Annotated in this window: 14 protein-coding genes; 6 read left to right on the plus strand and 8 right to left on the minus strand. The window is 51.3% G+C overall.

The window, feature by feature from the left end; all coding sequences use genetic code 11:
- The first annotated feature begins 4 nt into the window (after window positions 1-4).
- Window positions 5-1,789, plus strand: a complete 1,785-nt coding sequence (gene tssF, locus NNO02_RS12635; protein WP_271454937.1) for a type VI secretion system baseplate subunit TssF — start codon at window positions 5-7, stop codon at window positions 1,787-1,789.
- A complete protein-coding gene (tssG, locus tag NNO02_RS12640; RefSeq protein ID WP_271454938.1) occupies window positions 1,786-2,820 on the plus strand; it encodes a type VI secretion system baseplate subunit TssG in 1,035 nt (344 codons plus the stop codon). Before tssF ends, tssG begins: the two co-directional genes overlap by 4 nt.
- A 198-nt stretch (window positions 2,821-3,018) precedes the next feature.
- On the opposite strand, the gene uspF is transcribed toward tssG, so the two are convergent.
- The 7 genes from uspF to cusR all read right to left on the minus strand — a co-directional run bounded on the left by uspF (window position 3,019) and on the right by cusR (window position 8,172).
- Window positions 3,019-3,447, minus strand: a complete 429-nt coding sequence (gene uspF / locus NNO02_RS12645) for a universal stress protein UspF (RefSeq protein WP_061067464.1) — start codon at window positions 3,445-3,447, stop codon at window positions 3,019-3,021.
- Between the two features lie 145 nt (window positions 3,448-3,592).
- Window positions 3,593-4,396, minus strand: coding sequence for an MBL fold metallo-hydrolase (locus NNO02_RS12650; RefSeq protein WP_271454939.1), 804 nt, complete (start codon window positions 4,394-4,396; stop codon window positions 3,593-3,595).
- An 80-nt stretch (window positions 4,397-4,476) separates the two neighbouring features.
- Window positions 4,477-4,728, minus strand: a complete 252-nt coding sequence (locus NNO02_RS12655; RefSeq protein WP_271442821.1) for a hypothetical protein — start codon at window positions 4,726-4,728, stop codon at window positions 4,477-4,479.
- A 14-nt stretch (window positions 4,729-4,742) separates the two neighbouring features.
- A complete protein-coding gene (locus NNO02_RS12660) occupies window positions 4,743-5,249 on the minus strand; it encodes a hypothetical protein (RefSeq protein WP_271454940.1) in 507 nt (168 codons plus the stop codon).
- 328 nt (window positions 5,250-5,577) lie between these two features.
- Window positions 5,578-5,904 carry a copper-binding protein gene (locus NNO02_RS12665; RefSeq protein WP_271454946.1) on the minus strand — a complete coding sequence of 109 codons (327 nt, stop codon included), beginning with the start codon at window positions 5,902-5,904 and terminating at the stop codon, window positions 5,578-5,580.
- Between the two features lie 143 nt (window positions 5,905-6,047).
- Window positions 6,048-7,499 (minus strand): Cu(+)/Ag(+) sensor histidine kinase, encoded by a 1,452-nt coding sequence (locus NNO02_RS12670; RefSeq protein ID WP_271454941.1) that lies wholly within the window; start codon window positions 7,497-7,499, stop codon window positions 6,048-6,050.
- Window positions 7,489-8,172, minus strand: a complete 684-nt coding sequence (gene cusR, locus NNO02_RS12675) for a copper response regulator transcription factor CusR (protein ID WP_040232623.1) — start codon at window positions 8,170-8,172, stop codon at window positions 7,489-7,491. Before cusR ends, NNO02_RS12670 begins: the two co-directional genes overlap by 11 nt.
- A 182-nt stretch (window positions 8,173-8,354) precedes the next feature.
- On the opposite strand from cusR, the gene NNO02_RS12680 reads away from it, so the two are divergent.
- From NNO02_RS12680 to NNO02_RS12695, 4 genes are all read left to right on the plus strand, one after another.
- The gene (locus NNO02_RS12680; RefSeq protein WP_271454942.1) at window positions 8,355-9,737 is read left to right on the plus strand and encodes an efflux transporter outer membrane subunit; all 1,383 of its coding nucleotides are present in this window, start codon (window positions 8,355-8,357) and stop codon (window positions 9,735-9,737) included.
- A 30-nt stretch (window positions 9,738-9,767) separates the two neighbouring features.
- Window positions 9,768-10,115, plus strand: a complete 348-nt coding sequence (gene cusF, locus NNO02_RS12685; protein ID WP_137345380.1) for a cation efflux system protein CusF — start codon at window positions 9,768-9,770, stop codon at window positions 10,113-10,115.
- Between the two features lie 77 nt (window positions 10,116-10,192).
- Entirely contained in the window at window positions 10,193-11,485 is a 1,293-nt protein-coding gene (locus tag NNO02_RS12690) for an efflux RND transporter periplasmic adaptor subunit (protein ID WP_271454943.1), read from the plus strand.
- An 11-nt stretch (window positions 11,486-11,496) separates the two neighbouring features.
- Entirely contained in the window at window positions 11,497-14,640 is a 3,144-nt protein-coding gene (locus NNO02_RS12695; protein ID WP_271442682.1) for a CusA/CzcA family heavy metal efflux RND transporter, read from the plus strand.
- 40 nt (window positions 14,641-14,680) lie between these two features.
- On the opposite strand, the gene rclR is transcribed toward NNO02_RS12695, so the two are convergent.
- A complete protein-coding gene (rclR, locus tag NNO02_RS12700; protein ID WP_271454944.1) occupies window positions 14,681-15,535 on the minus strand; it encodes a reactive chlorine-specific transcriptional regulator RclR in 855 nt (284 codons plus the stop codon).
- Window positions 15,536-15,619 lie beyond the last annotated feature (84 nt).

Here is a 15,619-nt window from a genome sequence, read left to right on the forward strand (position 1 = left end):
GCCTATGAATGACCATGACTTTCTGAAATATTTCGACAGCGAAATGCGCTGGCTGAAGGTGGCGGCGCGTGAGTTTGCTGAACAATACCCGGAGGCCGGTCGGCGGCTGGGTATCGACCGACAGTCTCATAAAGCTGATGATGCCGTAGAGCAGCTGTTCCAGGGCTTCTCGCTGATGATGGCACAGCTGCGCCGTAAACTGGATGACGATATCCCAGAGCTGACGGAGCCGTTGCTGGGCCATCTGCTGCCGATAGCCAACCGGACACAGCCCTCAATGGCCGTGGTCGAGCTGACTCCGGAAATGGTTGCGCAGGTCAGGGATGTGATGATCCCCGCAGGCACGACACTGCTGACCCGGCCAATGGATGATACCGGCCTGCGCTGCCCGTACCGCACGACCGATGAACTGGTACTGCATCCCCTAGAGCTGCACAACGTCCGACGACAGTTTCACACTGACGGTCATCAGGTGCTGACGCTGCAGTTTTCATTCAGCCAGTACGCCGACCCGTCGCAGACGGATTTGAGCCAGATCCCACTCTATATTCATGGTGATCGGCCCTTACAGTCGATGCTGTATCTGGCGCTGACTCATCATGTCTCACATATCACGGTGCGCCTGCCGCAGACCGGCAATCTCGACCCACAACCGTTTCGCGGCAAACTGTCGTCGCGCTGGCAGCAAAACTGGTCGTCAGTCTGGCCGGAGAGCGACAGCCCGGCGCTGTGCGGTGAAGTTCGCCCGTTGCTGGAATACTTCAGCTTCCCGGCCCGGTTTGCGTTCTTTACCCTGACAGGCCTTGAAACGCTGCCGCTCGGGGAAGACTGTCAGCATTTTGAGCTGGAACTTCATCTGAGCAAGCCACTGAACCGGGATATTCCCGTGCCGGAAGATATTCTGCGTATCCACTGTGTACCGCTCATCAATCTGTTTTCGCTCAACGCTGAACCCCTGAAGGTGGAACCCGCACAGCTGGATTACCGGCTGCGGCCACACCGGCTTCGCGATCATCACACTGAAATTTACAGCGTGGATAAGGTGGCTGCGAGTGAGACGCTGGACAAGCGCCAGTATGTGCCGTATCGGCAATTCCGGCACAAGGGCGGGATGTTGCAGCGTAAGGAGAGCTGGCCGGAACGGTACTTTCATACCCGCATCTGGCGCGGAGTCAGTGGTCTGCATGATACGTTGCTGATGCTGGGCGGTACGTCCGGTGAGCAGGATCTTCATGAAGAAAATGCCACGCTGTTTATGAATATCACCTGTACCAACGGCAACTACCCGCGCATGACGCTTGATGCTGCGGTCTTTGATGGCGTAACCACGACCGGCAATCAGACGCTGCGCTGCCAGACCCGGCATGCGCCCTCGATGCCGTGTTACCCGCCGTTATCGCAGCTGCACCAGTGGCATATCATGGCACAGCTGCATCCCCGCGCCCTGAGCCAGATGATAAGTGATGCCGAAAATCTGCGGGCGGTATTGCAGTTGTTTAACTGGACGGAAGATGAGAACAACTGTCGCCGGATTGAGGGTATCCGGGAGGTCAGCTATCAGCAGGCGTACAATTCTTCCCGTAGCTGGCACGGAGTACGCATTCGCGTCGGGCTGGATGAAACGCAGTTCAGTGGTGTGGGTGATGCGCGATTATTCTGCGAAATACTGGAGCAGTTCTTCACACAGTACGCCAGCGTTATTCGCTTTACGCAGTTGACGGTGGTACTCACCGAATCCGGCACGGAGTGGGCGTGGCCGGAGCACCGGATTGACAGGGTGCTGATGTGAACGACGCTGAAGATAAGAAAACGTTGCCGCCATTCTGGCTCGACAGCGACGGTAACGATCAGACTGCCCGGTTCAATTTTTACCGCTTCTGTCAGCTACTGGAGAAGGCTGGAGGGAATTCGCTGGGTACAGGTTTTTATCCTGACAGTGACCCGGTGCGCTTCAGGCCCGATCCCCATTTAGGTTTTCCATCCGGCGAGCTGAAGCGTACTGAAATCGACCCGGATAACCCGGATGCCCCGCCGACCGTCAGAACAAAATTTCTGGGATTGTACGGTGTGGATTCGCCGCTGCCGACTGCCTACATTGACGATATAAACCAGGGGCGGGAAGGGGCTGATGCAATGGCCGCGTTCCTCGATATCTTCAATCACCGGCTGATGACGCAGTTTTACCGTATCTGGAAAAAATACAGCTACCCCGCAACGTTTGAAGACGGCGGCACGGATAAGTTCTCCCGTAGCCTGATGGCGCTGACCGGCATTACCCACAGCCGGGAACTGCCTGCTTCACGCCTGCTGGCAATTATTCAGCCGTTGCTGCACCCAACCCACACGACTGAAGGTGTGGCCGCAGTGATCCGCAGCCAGGCTCCGAATACACAGGTGAAGGTCATCCCGCATCATCCGGTCTGGATGCCGGTCGCAGAAAGAGCACGAATGTCGGTTCACGGGGGGATGACGCTGGGTGAACGCCCGATTCTGGGGGATGAAGTTGAAGATGCAAACTACTGCATGCGCATTGAAATGAGTACCGAGGATGCCGATGAGGTGAAAGGGTGGATGCCACGGGGCCAGCTGCGCAGGGATGTGTTTGCGCTGCTGAAGACGTACCTGGGATGTGATTACGATGCCAGCCTGCACCTGACTATCCCGGTCCACCTGCTGCCACGTCCGAGGCTTGGCGACCCTGATCTCTTTTCGGGTTATAACATTATGCTCGGGCTCAGGGATGACAATGAAGATCAGATGCCGCAGACGATGCGGATGAAGGTGGGGAAATTACGAGGGAGGGATTTTGACGAAGATTGAATTTCTGGAACTGGAGTACCCCCAATATTGCACGTGCAGGCTGCTGGCGGTATCTATAACGGTAATTTGAGGGATTCAGAAAAATGGCAGTGCAACTTGGTGGTGATGCCGTGGAGGGTATCGAATCCAGTGGGAGCGTTTTGGGGATATAAAAACGGGAGCCTGCTCGCTCCCGTTTTCCTGTTTTTCTAACCAATATCACCGCACAACAAGCACGGGGCATTTGGCATGACGTACTACAGCTGCGGCGGTTGACCCCAACAGATAGGTGCTGAACCCCGGCTTATGGGATGCAATGACGATCAATTCGGCGTCCACGGCATCTGCCAGTTTAAGGATCTGATCTTTCGGTGGGCCATAAACCACATGGGTCTGAGTTCTGCCGGCGGGGATATTGAATTGCTTAACAATGTCGTCGAGCTTTTCGGTGGCTTTCGCTTGTATACCACTTCTGTCCGGGAACTCGTTGGAGTAGGCAAGCCCGAGTGATGCGTAGAACGGAACGGTAGGAATGACCGCTAAAAAATGGACTTTAGCGGTTTTTGCATGCGCTTCAACCTGCGGAATAACATGGCGAGTTAAATCGGCTTCAGAGATATCAATGGGCACCAGAATAGAGCGATACATATTCACTACCTCCTGTTTGTTTACCTCTGTCCTGAGTGTAGCGAACTTTATTTCTGTATAATAAGTGACCAGATCAAGGTTGTGCGTGCATTTTGATATTCATGAATGTTATGTGATGGAGATACAACAACCACAATGGTGATTATTATTCGTCCAGCACAATAACATCCCCTGTCGCGGGGGCTTCTTGTCCCGGCAACCACAAACGTCCCCATGCGCCGGTGCAGTGGCAGCCGAGAAGTTTTTCTGGCTGTTGTTGTTTAATAAACCGTCGGGTTTGCCATAACGTATAGGGCGATGCGCAGCGTAAATGGAAGCCACCGACCAGGGCATGAATTTTGCTGATGCCCGTGATTCGCTGGCTGTGAGCGACGATATTGGCAATACCCCGGTGTCCGCAGCCGGTAATGATGACTAATCCGCGGTCTGATTTGTAGATCAATACCCCTTCGTCAGTGATGTAGTCCTGTTGGGGAGGATGCTCATTGATGACACCGTAGGCCTGCGGTGCGGACACGGATATTTCTCCTGACCACAGAAAGCGTTCGCTAAGGGGCAAAGGCTCACGGGAGTATGCCATCTGCAGGCGAGAGTAATCATTCTCGCGTGATAATTTCTTGATTTTACGGGTATACCCTGCAAGGGTGAACGCTGCGTAACGTTCGCAGGCAATGCGTGGATGACAGATGACGCGGCTGCTATCGGGAAGCCACGGGACGCCGCCACAGTGATCATAGTGACCATGTGAGAGCACGACAGCGGTCAACTGAGACAGGTCTACGCCCATCAATGCAGCATTGTGCCTAAAACTGTCATCAGGCCCGGTATCGAATAATATTGTGGTGGTTTCATCCTGAACTAACAGACTTAATCCAGGTTTTGCCCGTAGGGCTTTTTCTGCACCGCGGGCGCGCCTGTTTTCAAGCAATACCGTAAGGGTTAAAGCCATGCCTGACTCCAGCGTTAAAGCGACATACTGTAACGCACGGAATGTCAGAGCGCTGTGATCTCAGCGCTCTTTGGGACGGCTCAACGATGATAGTCGTGGCCGTCATCATCATGGTGATGGTGATTATGCCGCCATGCATGCTGATTTTCCCTTTGCTCGCGCTCCTGGCGTTCATGCTCTTTATCGCGGTTAGATTCGCGGTTTTTGTGGTTGGCGATTGCCGTGGCAACCGCCGCAGCACCTACCCCTACGGCTGCAGCCGAAAGATAAGGATGTTCCGCACAACCCGACAGGCTGGCCATAATAATCCCCGCGGATATCAGCTTTTTCATTGTGACGTTACCCATTATTCACGCACAATTTTGCCAGCATTCCCGGCGTCAGGATTGTTCCAGCTACCGCGACCATTCGTTTTAAGGGTATAAGTGGCATATCCCACGCGGAAGGTCATCGTATCTTTATAGGTATTCACGTCACGCACTTCATGACCATTTACGTAGACGCCAGAGTCTTCAACGTGAATATCAACGCTTCGTTGGCCATTCTCAAATTCGGCAACATAATTACCGGTGAATTTGCCATCAATACCGGCATTATCATGATTATCTTGATTGCGGGTATTTTGCTGATCTTCAGCATGACGATGATGGCGATTTTGCTGGCTTTGATCGTTCTCGATAAAACCATGATCGCGGTTCCACTGATAAGATTTATTGACATCGCAACCGTTGAGTTCACTTATCTGCGTACAGCCTGAACGTTCATATTTTTTCTGCATTGCAGGGGTGATTGCACATGCTGTTGTGGCAGTTGTCAGGCCGAGGACGAAAATGGCCAGCAGACGTTTATTCATTTTGTTACTCGCTATCATCATTAAATTTATATATAGAAATGAAAATCTATTTTGTCATGTATACGACGACAGCAGTCTCCCATTAAATAGTAATGACGAATACCAGGGAGATTCCTAAATTTTAATCGGGGAGGAATGTTGATATTAATATTTACGGTGTTATGTGAGCGTTGTTTACGGGTCTAAAACAATTTTATTGCACTGTTTATATTATTTAACGTCTTGTCTGGGGATTTAATGGAATACTAATATTGACATTAACCAAGAGAAAGCGCACAGGCTGTGTTGCTATATAAGCCCGCGCGCGTGGTTTGAAGGGGATGATGGACTACCCTTGCGTTGCTGCCTGTTCGCGATGTTTTTCCGCCTGCAGTTCATGTGAATAGGAATGACTGTTATTCATTGACTGATGAACAACCATCGCTTTCTCATGTTCATTCATGCGTGAAAAAGGCGGTGCACTAGCCCGTGTTGATTGGCTATTTTGCACCTGTGCTTCATGTGTTTGTGCCATTTGCTGATGAGCAGGTGCATCGCTGTTATTCATCATATCGTGAGCCATAGCTGCCTGCTGATGCATTGTGGATGTTTCTGCCGCATTAACGCCAGCTGAGATAAAAAAAGCGATAGCTAAAAAGGAAGATATCTTATTCATCATATTTCTCCAGTGTCGGTTTACAGGAGAATTATAATCAGCAGGGGCTGTCAGTGGGGTGACAGGATTATGACGATTATGTCAGAGAATAATAATATTAATATGAGGTTTAATCGATGGCGCATTAGCGCCACCAATAATAATTAAGCGGCATATTTGGGCAATGTCAGAATAAAGCGGGTAGCGCGAGCGTCGGACGTTACGGAGACCTTGCCCTGGTGGGCAATCACAATCGATTTCACTATCGCCAGGCCAATACCGCTACCTTCGCCTTTACGCTGTCGTGAGGGATCGACGCGATAAAACCGGTCAAAGAGTCGTGGCAGACGTTCCGCGGCTATTGGCGTACCGGGATTTTCCACAATAATACGCACGAGATCATCAGCCTCTTTCACTTGCACGGTGACAGACTCGCCTTTTGGCGTATAGCGCATCGCGTTAGAGAGCAGGTTGCTCATTGCCCGGCGTAACATTAACGGGTCGCCAGAAACCCAGCATGCCCGACCTTCAAAGCGCAGGCTGACTTCGCGTTCTTCCGCCCAGGCTTCGAAAAAGTCGAACACTTTACTGACTTCATCCGCAAGATTCAGCGCTGTTTTTTCCGGGATCAGCTGATTATTGTCTGCCTGTGCCAGAAACAACATATCACTCACCATCTTCGACATGCGGCCAAACTCTTCGAGATTAGAGTAGAGCACATCTTCCAGCTCTTTCGTGCTGCGGGGATGGCTGAGGGCAATTTCTGTTTGCGTGACCAGGTTGGTGATTGGCGTGCGGATCTCGTGAGCAATATCTGCAGAAAAATTGGATTGGCGTTTAAACACATCTTCAATTCGTTCGATCATGTGATTAAACGACTCAACCAGTTGCTCAAGCTCAATCGGCACGGCCTGCGGGTCCAGGCGAACATCGAGATCTTTAGAAGTGATATTTTGGATGCGCCGACTGACATTACGGATAGGTTCATGACCTTTATAGACGGCGAACAACACGATAAAAACAATCATCATGCTAATTAACGATGCTGTCATGATCAGCTTGTTTTTCAGATCGTTAATGTAGTGCAGATGAAAATCGATCGATAATGCCATAAACAACGTATAGGCCGGTTTCCCGTCTGGCAACTGCCCAATGGGTAAACGAATCATTCGCCAGTTGGAGGACGCATTTTTACCGTGCGCATGTTCTGATGTTTGCAGCGTTGGGCCGGAAATTAAAAAGACATTCCGGGTATGGGCATTTTTATCCGGCGTTGCCGTGGCGATAAACTGACGAAGGTCCGGCGCATTAGGTGAATGGAAAATGGCCCTCTGATTGGCATCTTCCAGAGAAATAATGACATTAGAATAGCCCGAAACTACGTTTTTTAATGTTTCCAGCCGACGTGATTCTGGTTCGTTCGGGTGGTTAATAATACGCTCCAGCGTCGCGCTGATCTCTTTTAAATCATTGATATCCTGCTCTGCGAAATGGACTTTCACCGAGTGGATCATTATCCATGCGAAAGCGAAAAATGAGGCGATTGTCGCCAGACTGATAAAAAAGGTTAACCGTGTTGCCAGCGAAAAAGGGCGCTGTAATCGTTTAGTGACCATCCGGCACCTCAAGCATATACCCTACACCACGTACGGTCTGAATCAGTTTTGGCTCAAAGTCATTATCGATTTTGGCCCGCAGACGCTTCACGGCGACGTCAATCGCGTTAGTGTCGCTGTCAAAATTCATATCCCAGACCTGAGAGGCAATCAGTGAACGCGGCAACACCTCTCCCTGATGACGCAGGAAAAATTCAAGCAGCGTAAACTCTTTACTGGTCAGGGTGATGCGTGTGCCGTTGCGGGTGACTTTTCTGCTGACCAGATCGACCATTAAATCCGCGACCTGAAACTGACTTTCGACAATGACTGCGGCCCCCCGTCGCAGCAGTGTTCTGACCCGCGCCAGCAATTCCGCAAAGGCAAACGGTTTAACCAAATAATCATCAGCTCCCAGCTCCAGACCTTTGACCCGATGCTCAATGGTACCCAGTGCGGTGAGAAGCAGAATGGGCATGCCTTTGTTGGCGGTGCGCAGCATTCGCACGATATCCCAGCCGTTTACATCGGGCAGCATGATGTCGAGAATGAGCAGGTCATAATCACCGGTCATCGCCAGGTGATATCCGTTCAGACCGTTGTCCGCCAAATCCACAACAAAACCCGCTTCCGTCAGGCCTTTCGTTAGGTATTCACCGGTTTTTTTTTCATCTTCGACAATCAAAATCTTCATGACATTCTCCATCACGCACTGGCTGTGCGGATTTTCAATTCTAGAGAAGGCGGATCGGATAGCAATCGGTTATTGGGAAAATGACAGTTTTGTCATTTTCCTGTCACCGGTTAAACAGAGTCATTCAGGTATAAATTCACACATCTTTTATGGTTATCAGTCCGGTCTGGACGAGAAGAACTATGTACAAATTTAAGCTTCTTACCCTCAGCGCTATTTTTGTTCTGGCCGGCTGCTCGTTGGCACCGGACTATCAGCGTCCTGCATTGCCGGTTCCGCAGCAATTCTCCTTAAGTCAGAACACGCTGGTTTCGGCCCCGATGGGATATCAGGATACAGGCTGGCGTACCTTTTTTGTTGACTCCCAGGTGAAGGCGTTGATTGGTGAGGCGCTGGTCAATAACCGTGATTTACGCATGGCGGTACTGAAGGTTCAGGAAGCGAAAGCGCAATATGGTGTGACGGATGCCGATCGTTACCCGCAGCTTAACGCCGGTTCCAGCGGTACCTATAGTGGGAAATTAAAAGGCGATAGCAGCACCAACCGGGAATTTGAAGCGGGACTGAATCTCAGTTTCGATCTGGATTTCTTTGGACGACTGAAAAATATGAGTGAAGCCGATCGGCAGAATTTTTTCGCCAGTGAAGAGGCGCGTCGAATGGTGCATATCTCATTAATTTCTAACGTGGCGCAAAGTTATTTCAACCAGCGTCTGGCTTATGCGCAACTGCAAATTGCCGAAGAAACGTTGCAAAACTACCAGCGCTCTTATGCGTTCGTCGAGAAGCAGTTGATGACCGGCAGTACGAACGTGCTGGCACTGGAACAGGCTCGCGGCGTGATTGAAAGCACGCGCAGCGATATTGCCAAACGCCAGGGCGAACTGGCGCAGGCGAACAACGCACTGCAACTATTGTTGGGGACGTACGGGAAATTACCGGATGACCGCGTGCGCAGTCGCGGTGATATAAAACCTGTGACACTGCCTCCCGCACTCCCATCGCAAATATTATTGCAGCGTCCGGATATTATGGAAGCCGAACATGGATTGCTGGCGGCGAACGCCAATATTGGCGCTGCACGAGCGGCATTTTTCCCATCGATTACGCTGACCAGCTCTGTATCCAGCAGCAGTGGCGATCTCTCCAGCCTCTTTAATGCGGCCAGCGGTATGTGGAATTTTGTCCCGAAAATAGACATTCCGATCTTTAACGCTGGACGTAATCAGTCAAATCTCGATTTAGCAGAAATCCGCCAGCAGCAATCGGTGGTGAATTATGAGCAGAAAATTCAGAACGCATTTAAAGAAGTTGCGGATGCGCTGGTGCTGCGTCAAAGCCTTGCCGATCAAATTACCGGTCAACAGCGTTATCTGGACTCATTACAAATCACGCTGCAACGTGCTCGTGCACTCTATCAAAATGGTGCTGTTAGTTATATCGAAGTACTGGACGCCGAGCGTTCTTTATTCACTACACAGCAATCGCTACTCGACCTTAACTATGCCCAACAGGTTAATGAAATTAAGCTGTTTGCTGCCTTAGGCGGTGGCTGGGTTGAATGATCTTTAATCTTAAATTCTCAGGAGTATATTATGAAAACTACCGCTAAAGCCGCTTTGTTTACTGTGTTATCTGTCGTCATGTTTAACGCTCAGGCCAATGAACATCAGCATGGCGAGATGATGAATATGGCGCCTGCGGCCCAGCAGGAGCAAGTGATTAGTGCGACAGGCGTGATTGAATCTATTGATATGGATAGCAAAAAAGTCACGATTAAACATGAACCTATTCCCGCAGTGAACTGGCCGGCAATGACGATGCGTTTCACGCTGGTATCTGATACCAAGGCCGACGATATTCAGCCAGGTGATAAAGTTGCATTTACGTTTGTTCAGCAGGGAAATCTCTCTGTCTTACGCGATATTCACATCAGTAAATAACGGATCTCGCTGGTCTCTTTTATTCTTGCCCGGGTTTTCCTGAACACGGGCGAGACTATCGCGCAATGGAAATCACTATGGCGTCTTTAAATATTAAAAATACCGCGCTTATTCTCGGCAGCATGATTGTCGGCGGAATTATTTCTGTCGGTGTGTATACCTATTATTCATCCGCAAAAGTATCGGCCGATACCGGCGCTGCTCAAAAAAAAGAAGAGCGTAAAGTTTTATTCTGGTACGACCCCATGTATCCCAACACGCGGTTTGATAAACCGGGTAAATCACCGTTTATGGATATGGATCTGATCCCGAAATATGCCGATGAAGAGACAGCGAGTACATCCGCACCGGGTGTGCGTATTGACCCGACGCAGACCCAGAATCTGGGGCTAAAAACCGAACCCGTGCGCCGTGGGCCATTGCAATATGCACAAACTTTCCCGGCGAACGTCAGTTATAACGAATATCAATTTGTCATTGTTCAGGCGCGTTCGGCAGGTTTTATTGAGAAGGTCTATCCGCTGACCGTGGGCGACAAAATTAAGCAGGGCTCGCCGCTTATCGATCTGACAATCCCGGACTGGGTAGAAGCACAAAGTGAATATTTATTGCTGCGGGAAACGGGCGGCAGTGCGACGCAGGTTGAAGGCATTCTGGAGAGATTACGCCTGGCGGGAATGCCAGAGGCGGACATTCAACGCTTGAAAGCGACGCGTAAAATTCAGACCCGCTTTACCCTGAAGGCCCCTATTGATGGGGTGATTACCGCGTTTGATTTACGTACTGGTATGAATATCTCAAAAGATAATGTGGTCGCGAAAATTCAGGGAATGGATCCGGTATGGGTCAGTGCTTCAGTCCCGGAATCTATCGCCTGGCTGATTAAAGACGCCTCACAATTCACCATTACCGTGCCTGCCTGGCCGGGTAAACCCTTCACCATTAGCAAATGGAGTATTTTGCCGAGTGTGGATGCCACGACGCGCACGCTCCAGCTTCGCCTGCAGGTTGATAACCCGGATGAGGCCCTGAAGCCGGGAATGAATGCCTATCTGCAACTAAAAACGCAAAGCGAACCGATGCTGCTGATCCCGTCTAAAGCACTGATTGATACCGGTACCGAACAGCGGGTTATCACCGTCGATAATGAAGGACGATTTGTACCTAAGCAGGTTGCCGTATTCCATGAGTCTCAGGGGTTAACGGCCATCCGCTCTGGTCTGAGCGAAGGTGAAAACGTGGTGTCCAGCGGTCTGTTTCTGATCGATTCCGAAGCGAATATTTCTGGCGCTCTGGATCGTATGCGTGCCCAGACAAACGGGACACACGCTGTACCCGCGATGCCAGCCCAGGCGAGCCATTCACACTGAGGACATGATAAATGATTGAATGGATTATTCGCCGCTCGGTGGCAAACCGTTTCCTGGTGATGATGGGGGCGCTGTTTCTCAGCATCTGGGGCACCTGGACCATCGTGAATACGCCGGTTGATGCGCTGCCCGATCTCTCTGATGTGCAGGTGATCATCAAAACCAGTTATCCGGGGCAAGCGCCGCAAATTGTTGAAAATCAGGTGACCTATCCGCTGACCACCACCATGCTATCGGTGCCGGGAGCGAAAACGGTGCGTGGTTTCTCGCAGTTTGGCGACTCTTACGTGTATGTCATTTTTGAAGACGGTACCGATCCTTACTGGGCGCGCTCCCGTGTCCTGGAATATCTCAACCAGGTGCAGGGGAAATTACCCGCAGGCGTCAGTGCTGAAATGGGACCGGATGCGACAGGGGTCGGCTGGATATTTGAATATGCGCTGGTGGATCGCAGCGGTAAACATGATCTTGCTGAATTACGTTCGCTGCAGGACTGGTTCTTAAAATATGAATTGAAAACTATCCCTAACGTGGCGGAAGTTGCCTCGGTGGGCGGTGTGGTTAAAGAGTACCAGGTTGTCATCGATCCGATGAAGCTGACGCAATATGGCATCAGCCTGGGTGAGGTGAAATCGGCGCTGGATGCCTCAAACCAGGAAGCCGGAGGTTCATCTGTCGAAATGGCCGAAGCGGAATACATGGTCCGCGCCAGTGGGTATCTGCAGTCCCTTGATGACTTCAATAATATCGTACTGAAAACCGGCGCTGATGGCGTTCCGGTCTATCTGCGTGATGTTGCCCGCGTACAAATTGGGCCGGAAATGCGCCGTGGGATCGCCGAGCTGAATGGCGAAGGCGAAGTGGCAGGCGGCGTAGTCATCCTGCGCTCAGGTAAAAATGCGCGCGAGGTGATCTCTGCGGTTAAGGCTAAACTTGAAACGCTGAAGAGCAGTCTGCCGGAAGGTGTTGAAGTAGTTACAACATACGATCGCAGTCAACTGATCGATCGCGCGATTGATAACCTGAGCTACAAGCTACTGGAAGAGTTTATCGTTGTGGCGCTGGTATGCGCGCTTTTCCTGTGGCATATCCGCTCAGCGCTGGTGGCCATAATTTCTCTGCCACTGGGACTGTGTATCGCGTTTATCGTGATGCATTTCCAGGGACTGAACGCCAACATTATGTCGCTTGGGGGGATAGCCATCGCGGTCGGTGCGATGGTTGATGCCGCAATCGTTATGATTGAGAACGCGCATAAGCGGCTGGAAGAGTGGGGGCATCAGCATCCGGGTGAAAAGCTGGATAACGACACGCGCTGGAAAGTCATCACCAATGCCTCGGTGGAAGTCGGCCCGGCGCTGTTCATTAGCTTACTGATTATCACACTGTCGTTTATCCCCATCTTCACGCTTGAAGGGCAGGAAGGACGGTTATTTGGTCCGCTGGCATTTACCAAAACCTACGCTATGGCAGGTGCTGCGTTTCTGGCCATTGTGGTGATCCCGATCCTGATGGGATTTTGGATCCGTGGCAAGATCCCAGCGGAAAGCAGCAACCCGCTTAACCGTTTCCTGATTCGTATTTACCATCCGTTATTGTTGAAAGTGCTGCACTGGCCGAAAACGACCCTGCTGGTGGCGGTGCTGTCGATCCTGACCGTTATCTTCCCGCTGAATAAGGTTGGGGGCGAATTTTTACCGCAGATTAACGAAGGCGATCTGTTGTATATGCCTTCAACCTTACCGGGAATTTCCGCAGCACAGGCGGCAGATATGCTGCAAAAAACCGATAAGCTCATCATGACGGTTCCTGAAGTGGCGCGCGTGTTTGGTAAAACCGGTAAAGCTGAAACGGCGACCGACTCCGCACCGTTAGAAATGGTGGAAACCACCATCCAACTGAAGCCGCAGGATCAGTGGCGTCCGGGGATGACGATGGACAAAATCATTGAGGAACTGGACAAAACCGTTCGTTTACCGGGGTTGGCGAATCTGTGGGTACCGCCAATTCGTAACCGTATCGATATGCTTTCTACGGGGATTAAAAGTCCTATCGGCATTAAAGTTTCGGGTACCGTGTTGTCGGATATTGACGCCACGGCAGAGCAAATCGAAGAAGTCGCAAGAACGGTGCCTGGTGTGGCGTCCGCATTGGCTGAACGTCTGGTCGGCGGGCGTTATCTTAGCGTAGATATTCATCGTGAAAAGGCCGCCCGTTATGGGATGACCGTCGGTGATGTGCAACTGTTTATCACCTCAGCGGTAGGCGGTGCCATGGTAAGTGAAACGGTTGAAGGTATCGCCCGCTATCCGATTAATCTGCGTTATCCACAAAGCTATCGCGATAGCCCGGAAACGCTACGCAATCTGCCGATATTGACGCCAATGAAACAGCAAATCACGCTAGCGGATGTGGCGGATGTGCAGGTGGTTTCGGGGCCGTCGATGTTGAAAACGGAGAACGCACGGCCAACCAGTTGGATCTATATTGATGCCCGCGATCGCGACATGGTGTCGGTGGTGAACGATCTGAAAAAAGCGATTGCTGAAAACGTCCAGCTAAAACCAGGGACCAGCGTGGCATTCTCCGGGCAGTTTGAGCTGCTTGAGCGCGCCAGCCACAAGCTTAAACTGATGGTGCCGATGACGCTGATGATTATCTTCGTGCTGCTGTATCTGGCATTCCGTCGTTTTGGTGAAGCCCTGTTGATTATTACCAGTGTGCCCTTTGCGCTGGTAGGCGGAATTTGGTTTCTCTATTGGATGGGATTCCATATGTCGGTCGCGACCGGAACTGGATTCATCGCACTGGCAGGCGTGGCTGCCGAATTTGGTGTGGTGATGCTGATGTACCTGCGCCACGCCATTGAAGCAGAGCCTGCGCTGGAAAATCCGCAAACCTTTACCGTGGATAAACTGGATGAGGCGTTGTACCACGGAGCGGTACTGCGTGTGCGTCCTAAAGCAATGACTGTGGCGGTCATCATTGCGGGTCTGCTGCCGATTTTATGGGGAACGGGAGCCGGGTCTGAAGTCATGAGCCGTATCGCTGCACCGATGATTGGCGGCATGATCACGGCACCGTTGCTGTCACTGTTCATCATTCCGGCAGCGTATAAGCTGATGTGGCTACACCGGCATCGCACCCAGAAATAGCCCCTGCTAGCGCTTGCCTTCACTCCTTTGAAGGCGGGCGCTATGATTCCAGCGCTTTCACCCGTTTACGGTACTCGCCAGGCGTACAGCCGAACTCACGCAGAAAAACTTTGTGAAAAGATGACTCGCTGGCATATCCCACCGATTCGGCAATCACGACCAACGGTTGGGTGCCACGCGACAGCATCTGGGCGGCGAATTGCAGACGCAATGTGGTGAGTACGGCGAGCGGCGTGGAGTTTGAAACCTCGCGAAACAGTTGGGCAAAACTGGCCCGGGACATATGCGCGCGCTGCGCCAGTTCTTCAACACTCCAGGGATGTGCGGGTGATTCCAGCATCTGGAACACCACGGCTCCCAGTCGGGGATGTAATAGCAGATTCAGCACATTTTTGGCGGGGGGAGCCTGAGATAACCATTCGCGAACGGCAAACGTGAAAAGCGTGGCGCATTGCTGGCTGCACACAACGTTGGAACCGGGCAGCATGCTCAATGATTCCTGCTGCATCAGCCCAATCATCGCCTTAAGCCAGTGGTAAGCGGGGCTATTTTCGCCAGGTGCCAGCAGCAAAACTTCCGGCAGCGCGGTTAAGAAATAGCGGGAGGATGTCTGTAGTTGCAGACTTCCGCAGACAATATGCGTTTGCTCTTCACCTGACTGGCACAACCGATGCGCGGAGTTTTGCGGCAAGATGACTACCGTACCAGGACGCAGTGTATAAGTGTTGCCGTCAGGCATCTCCAGTAAAGCGCTACCCTGGGTTACCGTATGCCAGCGGATCACGGATAACTCACCTGCTGCATGAGGGAGTTGCCAGTCTCTGCTCAATAGGCAGTTTTGATCAATAGAACCCTGCGGATCGTTAAGCATTAGCAAGCGGCTAAGTGCATCCATAAAGACTCCTGAACAATTTTTATTGTCGTTGATAGAACCGCAATTATCGTCATATTTTTACATTAAAGTAATACCATCAAATGG

Origin of the sequence: Citrobacter sp. Awk 2 (assembly GCF_028069815.1) — a bacterium.
In the GTDB taxonomy this organism is placed as follows: domain Bacteria; phylum Pseudomonadota; class Gammaproteobacteria; order Enterobacterales; family Enterobacteriaceae; genus Citrobacter.

Coding starts and splice junctions, on each gene's coding strand:
- tssF (WP_271454937.1), top strand. CDS start 5: ATGAATGACCATGACTTTCTGAAATATTTCGACAGCGAAATGCGCTGG.
- uspF (WP_061067464.1), bottom strand. CDS start 3,447: ATGTATCGCTCTATTCTGGTGCCCATTGATATCTCTGAAGCCGATTTA.
- NNO02_RS12650 (WP_271454939.1), bottom strand. CDS start 4,396: ATGGCTTTAACCCTTACGGTATTGCTTGAAAACAGGCGCGCCCGCGGT.
- NNO02_RS12655 (WP_271442821.1), bottom strand. CDS start 4,728: ATGAAAAAGCTGATATCCGCGGGGATTATTATGGCCAGCCTGTCGGGT.
- NNO02_RS12660 (WP_271454940.1), bottom strand. CDS start 5,249: ATGAATAAACGTCTGCTGGCCATTTTCGTCCTCGGCCTGACAACTGCC.
- NNO02_RS12665 (WP_271454946.1), bottom strand. CDS start 5,904: ATGAATAAGATATCTTCCTTTTTAGCTATCGCTTTTTTTATCTCAGCT.
- NNO02_RS12670 (WP_271454941.1), bottom strand. CDS start 7,499: ATGGTCACTAAACGATTACAGCGCCCTTTTTCGCTGGCAACACGGTTA.
- cusR (WP_040232623.1), bottom strand. CDS start 8,172: ATGAAGATTTTGATTGTCGAAGATGAAAAAAAAACCGGTGAATACCTA.
- NNO02_RS12680 (WP_271454942.1), top strand. CDS start 8,355: ATGTACAAATTTAAGCTTCTTACCCTCAGCGCTATTTTTGTTCTGGCC.
- cusF (WP_137345380.1), top strand. CDS start 9,768: ATGAAAACTACCGCTAAAGCCGCTTTGTTTACTGTGTTATCTGTCGTC.
- NNO02_RS12690 (WP_271454943.1), top strand. CDS start 10,193: ATGGCGTCTTTAAATATTAAAAATACCGCGCTTATTCTCGGCAGCATG.
- NNO02_RS12695 (WP_271442682.1), top strand. CDS start 11,497: ATGATTGAATGGATTATTCGCCGCTCGGTGGCAAACCGTTTCCTGGTG.
- rclR (WP_271454944.1), bottom strand. CDS start 15,535: ATGGATGCACTTAGCCGCTTGCTAATGCTTAACGATCCGCAGGGTTCT.